10 protein-coding genes and 1 rRNA gene are annotated in these 10,645 nt (G+C 68.1%); all 11 read right to left on the bottom strand.

Features of this window, described 5'->3' with window-relative positions:
* Window positions 1-418: 418 nt before the first annotated feature.
* The gene (locus ACFWWR_RS47285) at window positions 419-1,810 is read right to left on the bottom strand and encodes a DNA polymerase IV (protein ID WP_384310563.1); all 1,392 of its coding nucleotides are present in this window, start codon (window positions 1,808-1,810) and stop codon (window positions 419-421) included.
* A 57-nt stretch (window positions 1,811-1,867) separates the two neighbouring features.
* The gene (locus ACFWWR_RS47280) at window positions 1,868-2,512 is read right to left on the bottom strand and encodes a MerR family transcriptional regulator (protein WP_383877456.1); all 645 of its coding nucleotides are present in this window, start codon (window positions 2,510-2,512) and stop codon (window positions 1,868-1,870) included.
* Between the two features lie 259 nt (window positions 2,513-2,771).
* Window positions 2,772-3,245, bottom strand: a complete 474-nt coding sequence (locus ACFWWR_RS47275) for a bifunctional nuclease family protein (RefSeq protein ID WP_004002801.1) — start codon at window positions 3,243-3,245, stop codon at window positions 2,772-2,774.
* Window positions 3,246-3,330: 85 nt separating this feature from the next.
* Window positions 3,331-4,068 (bottom strand): MerR family transcriptional regulator, encoded by a 738-nt coding sequence (locus ACFWWR_RS47270; protein WP_384310562.1) that lies wholly within the window; start codon window positions 4,066-4,068, stop codon window positions 3,331-3,333.
* Window positions 4,069-4,085: 17 nt separating this feature from the next.
* Window positions 4,086-4,970 carry an FHA domain-containing protein gene (locus ACFWWR_RS47265; protein WP_383877466.1) on the bottom strand — a complete coding sequence of 295 codons (885 nt, stop codon included), beginning with the start codon at window positions 4,968-4,970 and terminating at the stop codon, window positions 4,086-4,088.
* A gap of 82 nt (window positions 4,971-5,052) precedes the next feature.
* A complete protein-coding gene (locus ACFWWR_RS47260) occupies window positions 5,053-5,886 on the bottom strand; it encodes a DUF881 domain-containing protein (protein WP_384310560.1) in 834 nt (277 codons plus the stop codon).
* A gap of 5 nt (window positions 5,887-5,891) precedes the next feature.
* Window positions 5,892-6,224 carry a small basic family protein gene (locus ACFWWR_RS47255; protein WP_003988855.1) on the bottom strand — a complete coding sequence of 111 codons (333 nt, stop codon included), beginning with the start codon at window positions 6,222-6,224 and terminating at the stop codon, window positions 5,892-5,894.
* Entirely contained in the window at window positions 6,221-7,126 is a 906-nt protein-coding gene (locus ACFWWR_RS47250; RefSeq protein ID WP_383877451.1) for a DUF881 domain-containing protein, read from the bottom strand. Before ACFWWR_RS47250 ends, ACFWWR_RS47255 begins: the two co-directional genes overlap by 4 nt.
* Before the next feature lie 95 nt (window positions 7,127-7,221).
* Window positions 7,222-9,717: a sugar phosphate nucleotidyltransferase gene (locus ACFWWR_RS47245; RefSeq protein ID WP_383877449.1), complete on the bottom strand. Its 2,496-nt coding sequence runs from the start codon at window positions 9,715-9,717 to the stop codon at window positions 7,222-7,224.
* A 115-nt stretch (window positions 9,718-9,832) separates the two neighbouring features.
* Window positions 9,833-10,441 carry a CDP-alcohol phosphatidyltransferase family protein gene (locus ACFWWR_RS47240; RefSeq protein ID WP_383877448.1) on the bottom strand — a complete coding sequence of 203 codons (609 nt, stop codon included), beginning with the start codon at window positions 10,439-10,441 and terminating at the stop codon, window positions 9,833-9,835.
* Between the two features lie 109 nt (window positions 10,442-10,550).
* Window positions 10,551-10,645 (bottom strand): 5S ribosomal RNA (rrf, locus tag ACFWWR_RS47235); the annotation flags it as partial.

Genomic DNA, 10,645 nt, shown 5'->3' with positions numbered 1-10,645 from the left:
GCTACTGGACGCGCACCCGCTCCCCCGGTACGAGACCAGCGTCTCCGGTCCATCCCCCACACCCCGCCCCCCGCCCCCCGCCCCCCGCCCCCCGCCGAGCCAGGCCACCGCACGCCTACCCCCACCCGCACCCGCTCCCCCGCACACGCCCACTCGGCCAAGCCCCAGCCACGCCGGTCCAACGCCACACACAGACCTCCGCCGACTCGGGCCGCCGCACGCTCAACCGGCCGGTCTGGCCCATAACCCGCCGACCGGTCCGGCACGGCCACCCAGCACACGCCCCCCGCAACCGAGTCCAGGCGCCGCATCCCGCCCCGCCGAGGTCGGTTCAGTCCGCACGCATCCGCCCCACTCCAACCCCCTCACTACACACGGCCGTCGCCCTCACCCTCCGCCCGCACCCGCCCCGCCGACCTCACCCCGCCCGCACCCGCCCCCCGTCCGCCGAAGGCTCCCCTTCCTCAGCCACCCCAGGTCTTGGCGCCACCAGCGGCAACGGCTCCGCCGGCTCCAAGTCCGGGTCGTCGACCCGGAAGGTCCGTACGCGCCCCGGCTCCGAGTCAGGTGTCTCGAACCGCACGGTCACCCGCCCGAGGCCGCTCCCCTGCACCCACCCGTGCCCGTACTCGGCATGGGTGACGTCGTGCCCCGAGACCCACCGTCTCTCGACCGGCGCGGCCGGCTCCGCCGCGGGCACGTCATCGACATCCTCCGCCCCGGCGGCATCTCCCCGTTCCGCCGCCTGCGCGAACAGGTCCTCCTGCGTGTAGTCGGCCAGGCCGGTCACGCCCACCCCCAGCAGCCGCACACCCCCTGTCGTGTCCACCGAGTCCAGCAACCGCGCGGCGGCCTCCCGCACCACCCCCGAATCGTCCGTAGGCCCCCGCAACGTCTCGGACCGGGTCAGCGTCGAGAAGTCGTATCTCCGCACCTTCAGCACGATGGTCCGCCCGGACAGCCCCGCGCCCCGCAATCGCCGCACACACCGGTCGGCCAGCCGCTGCACCTCCAGCCCCACCCGGACCCGGTCGTGGATGTCGACGTCGTACGTGTCCTCCACAGACACCGACTTCGTCTCCCGCTCCGCCACCACCGGCCGCTCGTCGTGCGCCAGCGCCATGGCGTACAGCCCGTGCCCATGGGCCTTGCCCAGCAGCCGGACGAGCTCGTCCTCACCCGCCTCGGCGATCTCGTCGACCGTGTGGATCCCGGCCCGCCGCAGATGGTCGCCGGTCGTCGGCCCCACCCCCGGCAGCGTCCGCACGGACATCGGACCGAGCAGGGCCCGCTCGGTCCCCGGTTCGATGACCACCAGCCCGTCGGGTTTGGCCTGCTCCGAGGCGATCTTGGCCAGCATCTTGGAGGCAGCCAGGCCCACCGACCCCGTGAGCCCGGTGACAGCCCGTATGTCGGCCCGCAGCTTCGCCCCGGCCAGCCGCGCCGACGCGTCGTCCCAGGCCGCTCCTCCGGCCTCCAGGTCCACGAACGCCTCGTCCAGGCTCAACGGCTCCACCAACGGCGACAGCGCCCGCAGAAGCCCCATCACCTGCTCGCTGATCGACCGATAGAACGCACCTCGTGGCACCAGATACGCCGCGTTGGGTGCGAGCCGCCGCGCCTGAGCCATGGGCATCGCCGAATGAACCCCGAAAACCCGTGCCTCGTACGACGCCGTGGCCACCACGCCACGCGGCCCGAGCCCGCCCACGACGACGGCCTTCCCGCGCAGGCTCGGCTTGGATGCCTGCTCCGCCGAGGCGAAGAAGGCATCCATGTCGAGATGCAGGATCGTGGGCGCGCTTCTCACATCTCCGATGCTGCCCTACGCCACTGACAATGCCGTCCCCGAAGACCAGGGCGACCGTCAGACCGCCCGGTTGCGCCGCCGCGCCAGCTCGTCCGCGGGGTTGTGCCCCACAAGGGTCTCCCCGGTGTCGATCCGCTCCCCGTGCAGCTGAGAAAGCGCGTTCTCCACGTCCCGCCACACGACGCCCACGGCGATTCCGAAGATGCCCTGGCCACCTTGCAGAAGCGCGTGCACCTCGTCCGGTGAGGTGCACTCGTAGACCGTGGCACCGTCGCTCATCAGCGTCATGCGCTCCAGGTCGCTGAAGCCGCGTTCCCTGAGGTGCTGAACGGTGGTGCGGATGTTCTGCAACGACACACCGGTGTCCAGAAAGCGCTTGACGATCTTCAGGACGACAACGTCCCGGAAGCTGTAAAGCCGCTGCGTCCCCGATCCGTGGGCCGGACGCACACTCGGCTCGACGAGGCCGGTGCGGGCCCAGTAGTCCAGTTGCCGGTAGGTGATTCCGGCGGCCGCGCAGGCCGTCGGACCGCGGTAGCCGATCTGCTCGGACGCCATGGACGTCGCCCCTCCGCTGCTCGGCACGGCCGTCGGTCGCTGCGGAGCGTGATCGGCCGCGTTGCTGTGAAGCGGGTACGGACCGCTCGCCCCGAGACTGCGCCCGGGGGCACCCCCAGCCGTACCGTCGCCGCTGCTTCTCACGCCGACCTCCGTCCTTGACCTGCCTTCTCGACGGTAGGCAGTCACCAGGGGCGCGTCAACGATCGCCACACTCGGCACGCCGGGTGATAATCACCCTTCGAGTGGTTTCCCGCACCCAACCGCGGGGAAAGGCTAGCCGAATGCGCTCGGAGCGGCCCGCAGGACTCTCTCGCGTGCCTCTGGCAAATACCGGCATTTACGGCGCCAACGGGCCTGGCCGAGCCCCGCGGGCTGGTTCGCCCACGAGGCGGCGGACGCCTCACTGGCTGCTGGTTCCGAAGTCCTCGGGCGAGATCTGGTCGAGGAACTCGCGGAACTTCTCCACTTCGTCCTCCTGCTCGTCCGGGATCGCGATGCCGGCGTCGTCGAGCACGCCGTCACTGCCGTAGATCGGCGTTCCGGTGCGCAGGGCCAGCGCTATGGCGTCGGACGGTCGGGCGCTCACCTCTACTCCGCTGGCGAAGACCAGCTCCGCGTAGAAGACGCCTTCACGCAGGTCCGTGATGCGCACTTCGGTGAGCTCCTGCCCGACGGCCTCGAGCACGTCCTTGAACAGGTCATGGGTCAGCGGTCGAGCGGGGGCCATGCCCTGCTGCGCGAAGGCGATCGCAGTAGCCTCCCCAGGCCCGATCCAGATGGGGAGGTAGCGGTCGCCTCCCACTTCACGCAGGAGCACGATCGGTTGGTTGGAGGGCATTTCGACCCGGACACCTACGACATCGAGCTCGTTCACACAGCAACCCTAGGCCGTGCCCGGGACGTTTGGGTAGTCGGGCAGAGAACGGGTGGCCTATCCGACCCGTGCGAACCCACCCACGTCACGGCAGCCGCACGCCCAGCGCGGTCTGTACGAGCGCCGCGTGCAGCCTCACGGTGAGCCCGGCCAGTTCCTTCGTACGGGCCTCGGCGTGCGCCCTGGTCTGCGGGTTGCGATGGCGCCGAAGCGGGGCCACAACCTGGTCGACCAGCCCCGCCTCGCGGTCGGCCGCCGCCTTCATCACCCGCAGATGCCGCGGCTCGATCCCGAACCGCCCCAGCTCGGCGATGAGCGAGGCCACGGTGGCCGCCTCGGCGTCGTACGCCCCGTCGGGCAGCGGAGTGATCAGCCCGTAGGACTCCCACTCCTGAAGTTCCTGCTCGCCGATCTCGGCGGCGGCCATCAGCTCGGCCCGCCCGATCCTGGCCGCCGTCGGCCCCTCGGCGATTTCCGCGAGACCCTCGCCGTCCCGCTGCCGGCCCACCGGCGGCAGTGGCGCGGCCTCACCGCGCTCCATGGCATCCAGGTGCTCGCGGATCACCTTGAGCGGCAGATAGTGGTCCCGCTGCATCCTCAGGACATGACCGAGGCGCTCGACGTCGTCGGTGCTGAACTTGCGATACCCCGAGGGGGTTCGCTGCGGCTCGATGAGCCCCTCCGACTCCAGGAAACGGATCTTGGAGATGGTGACTTCGGGGAACTCGTCGCGCAGCACGTTCAGTACCGTGCCGATGCTCATCAGCCCACTGTCCGGGGCGGCGGTACCGTGCCCGGCACCGCCGCTCGGTGATTGCAGCATGGACCTTCCCGGGAGGGTCAGTAGCCCCGCTGGCTCGCGTAGAAGACCAGCCGGTACTTGCCGATCTGCACCTCGTCACCGTTGGACAGAGCGACCTGGTCGATCCGCTCGCGGTTGACGTACGTGCCGTTCAGACTGCCCACGTCGGCCACCGTGAACGAGCCGTCCGGACCACGGCGGAACTCCACGTGCCGACGGGAGACCGTGACGTCGTCCAGGAAGATGTCGCTCTGCGGGTGACGCCCGGCCGTGGTCAGGTCGCCGTCCAGCAGGAAGCGGCTGCCCGAGTTCGGACCGCGGCGCACCACCAGGAGCGCCGAGCCGAGCGGCAGCGCGTCGACGGCAGCCTGCGCCTCCGGGGAGAGCATGGGCATCTGGGTCTGGCCCGTGACCTCCGCGTCGTAGGCCTCGAGCCCGGAGATGGAGATCGTGGACGTCGTCTCGGACGGACGCTCGGGCGTTGCCCCGGCCCGCAGCGGAGCGCCGCAGTTGGAGCAGAAGCGGCTGTTCTCCGCGTTGCGGTTACCGCACCTCGTACACACCAGGGCCGACATAGGGGAAAACCCTCCACCCGTACTTGAGGTTGACGGTTGCCCGAAACCTATGCCTCCGGACTGGGCAGGGTCAACTGACGGCGCGCCCTGACCTCCGGAAACGTCACCTCCCGGGCCGTCGACCTGGTCCCGGAACAACGGCCGCTGGCCTTCTGCATCAGGCTGTGCGCGATGACGGGCGGTCGCATTTTCGCTGCCCTCTCGCGCGCTCTTGCCGAACAACTTCGCAAACAACTTCACGGGCGATTCCCCTTGACCGAAACAGACCCGCCCGTGGGGCAGGACGAACCCTGATTGAACACACCGGTCGATCCGGACATCCTCACAACGTCCGTGTCCACCGGACAGTTTCCACCACGCACCACCGAATCGGTGCGCCGACCCCCCGCAACCTCATGCCCTCGCCGGACGTCCCCCATGCACCCCCGGTTCACTGGGAGGACGACCGAGCGTAGTCAGGCCGCTTCGCCGCTCGCAAGGCGTCCACGATGATCTTGTCCGACCGCTCGACGGTCACGGTGGCCTGCTCCTTCTCAAGAGTCTGCACCACGCCTCCAGGGATGTTGAGCGCCGGCTCGAGGTCCTGCGGCTTGCCGATGACCTTGAAACGATAGGGGGTGTTGATCTTGTTCCCGTCGACACTCACACTCTTGCCGGAGTCGGTCAGATAGGTGCCCGCGACGACCCGCACGCCGTTCACCTGGATCGCCTCGGCACCGGCCGCGCGCAGCTCCTGGATCGCGTCGAGCAGCATGTCCGCCTGGACCGCCCCCTTCGTGTCGTGGATGGTCATCGTGATGCCCGGACCCTGCGCGGCCACCGTGCCTGCCAGGATGCCGAGCTGCTTCTCCTTCTCGACCGTCTGTTTGCGGGCCTCCTCTGCCTGGTCCGAGCTGTTCTCCAGCTCGTCCCGCTGCTTTTCGAGGCCCTGCTTCTCGTCTGCAAGACGCTGAGTGCGGTCATCCAGTTCATCGAGGATACGAACAAGATCTTCCTGACGCGCCCCCCGCAGAGCGCTGTCACTGTCACTGTTCGACGCAACCTGCACCGCCAGACCGAAACCAAGCCCGAACAGAAGGACCGCGACGATGAGTTGGGCCCGGGTGACACGCGGCGGCCACAGCCCGTTCACCAGCCGCTGACGGCCGGTCAGCTGCGGCGGCTCCTCGGAGGCGCCCGCAGCCGCCGCGGAAGGCTCGGCGGTCACTTCTTCGGGCAGTTCCCTGCGCAGCCGGTTCTCAGGCGTCTCGTCCTGGTTGCTCATCCGCCTCACGCCCGGAACACATGCCGGCGGATCGCCGCGGCGTTGGAGAAGATCCTGATCCCGAGCACGACGACGACACCGGTGGACAGCTGGGCGCCGACGCCCAATTTGTCGCCCAGGAACACGATCAGCGCTGCCACGACCACGTTCGACAGGAACGACACGACGAAGACCTTGTCGTCGAAGATGCCGTCGAGCATGGCCCGCAGACCTCCGAAGACGGCGTCGAGCGCCGCCACCACGGCAATCGGCAGATAAGGCTCGACGACCGCCGGAACCTCGGGCCGGACCAACAGGCCGGCCACGACTCCCACGACGAGGCCCAGTACGGCGATCACGATGTGCCCTTCTCACTTCTCGGCTGTGCTGTACGTACGATCACACTCGGTGCGGCGGGCAGCCGGAGGTCGTCCGCCACGGAAATCGCGGTCCTGATGCCGTAGTTCTCCTGCAAGGCATGCAGGTACAGGCCGTCGGCGCTGTTCTGGAACCTTGTGCTCAGCCGCTTGCCGTCCCCCACGGCAAGCACCGTATACGGCGGAACGAGTGGCTTGTTGTCGACCAGTATCGCCGCACCCGCTGCCCTGATCGCCGACAGCGCCGTCAGCCGCTGCCCGTTGATCGACACTGCCTCGGCGCCCGATTCCCACAGTCCGTTGACCACCCGCTGCATGTCCCGGTCGCGCACCCGCCCGGTGTCGGAGAACCCGGAGGTCTCGCGCGGGCCGCCGTCACCCCCGGAGGTGGCTTCCTTGGCGTCGTCCACGACCAGCTTCACCCCGGGGCCGCGCACTGCCGTGGCGCCCGAGAGAATGCCGACGAGTTCCGCTTTTTCGCTGCCGCCGCTGTCCCTGAGGGCCGCACGCTGGCGCGCGCTCACGTCGTCGCGCAGCTCGTCGACGGAGTCCTCCAGTTTGTCCGCGGCCTCGGTCTCCCGGTCGATGCGGTCGATCAGTTCCTCGCGCTCCTTGGCGACGACAGGAGCGGCGACCCGGGCCTGGGCGGCTCCGACGGTCACGACCAGTGCGGCGAGCACCAGCCCGGCGGCCAGACCCAGTTTCGCCCGCAGCGTCTTGGGCAGCCCCCCGTCGCCTGCGGCCTTCTTCCGGACGGCGGCCTCGGCGTAGCCTTCGTCGAGGCTGTGGTCCATGACGTTGGTGAGCAGCGACATGGACGCGTCCGGGCGCGCGGGGCGCGCGGGAGTGCTCCGAACGGGGGGCTGCTGCGGCATGCCGCACATCGTCGCACGTCGCGACCGCTACCTCCGAATGGCCCCACCGGCGTGCCGGACAGGCCCTCCTGGGGGCACCTGTCCGGCACGCGCGTGAAGTGGTTTCAGCGCCCGGCGCTGTCCACGACCGCCGCCCACTCGTCCAGCAGGGCCTGGGCGGAGGCGTCGTCCGGCCCTTCCGCCCACAGGTGAGTGACCGCTTCCGCCGGGTCCGGCAGCACCATGACCCAGCGCCCGTCGGTCTCCACCACCCGCACACCATCAGTGGTGTCCACGAAGCGATCTCCAGCCGCCTCGACGACCCGCCGCATCACCAGGCCCTTGACGGCCCAGGGAGTCGCCAGATCCCGCTTGAGGACGTGCGCCCGAGGAATCCGCGCATCGATCTGGCTGAGGGTCAGCTGCGTGCGCGCCACCAGCCCGATCAGCCGCACGAAGGCCGCCGTACCGTCGAAGACACTGCTGAACTCGGGGACGATGAACCCGCCCTTGCCGTCCCCGCCGAAGATCGTCGTGTCGTCACGACCGACACGGGTGAGGTCGTCCGGAGAAGTGGTCGTCCACTCCACCTGCGTCCCGTGATAGGCCGCCACCTGCTCGGCGATCCTCGTCGTGGTCACCGGCAACGCGACGCGGCCACTGCGCCGCTCCGCAGCCACCAGGTCGAGCATGACGAGCAGCGCGCGATCGTCCTCGACGATCCGCCCCTTCTCGTCGACCAACGACAGCCGCTCACCGACGGGGTCGAACCGCACCCCGAAGGCGGCGCGCGCGGACGCCACGATCTCTCCCAGCCGCACCAGCCCCGACCGACGCCCGTCGGCAGACTCGGTGGGCCTGGACTCGTCGAGCCCCGGGTTGATGGTCAGCGCGTCCACGCCAAGCTTTCCGAGCAGGCTGGGCAGCACAAGCCCGGCGCTGCCGTTCGACGCGTCGACGACGACCTTGAGTCCGGACTCGGAAATGCCCGTGGTGTCGACGTTCCGCAGCAACGACCCTGTGTACGAGTCGAAGACGCTGGCCGGGAAGTGCAGGTCCCCGATCTCCCCCGGGAACGCCCGCCGGTACTCCTGCCGCGCGAACACCCGGTCCAGCTTCCGCTGGCTCCCCTGCGAAAGGTCAGCCCCGTTCCCGTCGAAGAACATGATGTCCACGGAATCCGGGATACCGGGCGTGGTACGGATCATGATCCCGCCGGCGCTGCCCCGCGCGGTCTGCTGCCGCGCGACGGGCAGCGGCACGTTCTCCAGGTCACGTACATCGATGGCGCTGGCCTGCAGGGCGGAAATGACGGCCCGCTTGAGCGCACGGGCACCACGGGAGTGGTCACGGGCCGTGGTGACGGTCGAGCCCTTCTTGAGCGTGGTCGCGTAGGCGCCAGCGAGACGCACAGCGAGCTCGGGCGTGATCTCCACGTTAAGGATCCCGGACACGCCACGGGCCCCGAAGAGGTGCGCCTGTCCTCTGGACTCCCAGATGACCGAGGTATTGACGAAGGCACCGGCCTCGATGGTCTTGAACGGATAGACCCGCACATTGCCCTGCACGATCGATTCTTCGCCGATCAGGCACTCGTCCCCGATGACGGCGCCGTCCTCGATCCGGGCCGCGCGCATGATGTCGGTGTTCTTTCCGACGACGCAGCCTCGCAGGTTGCTGTGCTGACCGACGTACACGTTGTCGTGCACGACGGCCTTGTGCAGAAAGGCCCCGGTCTTCACGACGACATTCGAGCCGATGACGGTGTGCTCACGGATTTCGGCGCCGGCCTCGACCTTGGCGTAGTCACCGATGTAGAGGGGACCGCGAAGAACGGCGTCGGGATGCACCTCTGCACCCTCCGCAACCCACACCCCCGGGGAGATCTCGAAGCCGTCGAGATCGACGTCGACCTTGCCCTCCAGGACGTCGGCCTGCGCCTTCACATAGCTCTCGTGGGTACCGACGTCCTCCCAGTAGCCCTCGGCGATATAGCCGTAGACCGGCTTGCCTTCCTTCATCAGCTGCGGGAAGACATCGCCGGACCAGTCGACGGAGACATCGGCCTCGACGTAGTCGAACACCTCGGGCTCCATCACGTAGATACCCGTGTTCACGGTGTCCGAGAAGACCTGACCCCAGGTCGGCTTCTCCAGGAAGCGCTCGACCTTGCCCTCCTCGTCGACGATCGTGATACCGAACTCCAGCGGGTTGGGCACGCGCGTCAGGCAGACGGTGACCAGCGCGCCCTTTTCCTTGTGGAAATTGATGAGCTCGGTGAGATCGAAGTCGGTCAGGGCATCACCGGAGATGACGAGGAAAGCATCGTCCTTCAGCGCCTCTTCGGCGTTCTTGACGCTTCCGGCGGTACCGAGTGGCTTCTCCTCATTGGCGTAGGTGAGCTCCATACCGAGCTCCTCACCGTCACCGAAGTAGTTCTTGACCAGTGAGGCCAGGAACTGGACAGTAACGACGGTCTCGTTGAGCCCATGCCTTTTGAGCAGCCGCAGAACGTGCTCCATGATCGGCCTGTTGGCCACCGGCAGGAGCGGCTTGGGCATACTCGAGGTCATAGGGCGAAGGCGTGTGCCTTCGCCTCCGGCCATCACGACGGCCTTCATGTCGGAAGCGTCCTCCTTTAAAGAGATGACGGTCTAGCCGACTTCACCCGTCAGATTGTCCCGCACTTTTCCACCGCGGGCCATCGGGCCGATACAGCCGTCGTAATCAGCAAGTTCAGTCGGCCATGGCGTCCGCACGAACCAGGCGGCGGACCTGTACCACGTAGAGGACTCCTGCCCACCAATACAGCGTTGTACCCCATCCGGCGAACGCCCATCCGAAAATAGCAGCGAGTGACGCGATCCATCCACTTCCGTCACTGAGCAGCAGCAGGGGGAAGGCGTACATCAGGTTGAAGGTGGCGGCCTTGCCCAGGAAGTTCACCTGTGGGGGCGGATAGCCATGGCGTCTGAGGATGCCCACCATCACCAGCAGAACCAACTCGCGCGCCAGAAGTGCAGCGGTCAACCAGATTGGCAGAATCTCGCGCCAGGTGAGGCCGACCAAAGTCGTAAGAATGTAGAGCCGGTCGGCCGCGGGATCCAGAAGCCGGCCGAGACTGCTGATCTGGTTCCAGCGCCTCGCGAGCTTGCCGTCCAGGTAGTCACTGATCCCACTCAGAGCCAGCACCAGAAGCGCCCACCCGTCACTCTGGGGACCGCCGAACTCAGGCCTGAGAATCAGCCACAGGAAGAGCGGCACTCCGGCGAGCCGCGCCATGCTGAGGATGTTGGGGATGGTGAGGACCCGGTCCGTCTGGACGCGGGTCTCCTGGACCTCCACCCGGGAGCCTCCTGTGCGCAATGAGCCAACGATGCCCCCTGACCTTACCTCAACGCAAAAAAGCTCTGGCTCTTGGGCTGCGTGCCCAAGAGCCAGAGCTCTAAAAGGAGTTCGGCGGCGTCCTACTCTCCCACAGGGTCCCCCCTGCAGTACCATCGGCGCTGTAAGGCTTAGCTTCCGGGTTCGGAATGTAACCGGGCGTTT

The organism is Streptomyces sp. NPDC058678, from assembly GCF_042714835.1.
Taxonomy (GTDB): Bacteria; Actinomycetota; Actinomycetes; order Streptomycetales; family Streptomycetaceae; genus Streptomyces.
Note: the sequence above shows the minus strand (reverse complement) of the source record. Positions and strands in the feature narration are given on the sequence as shown.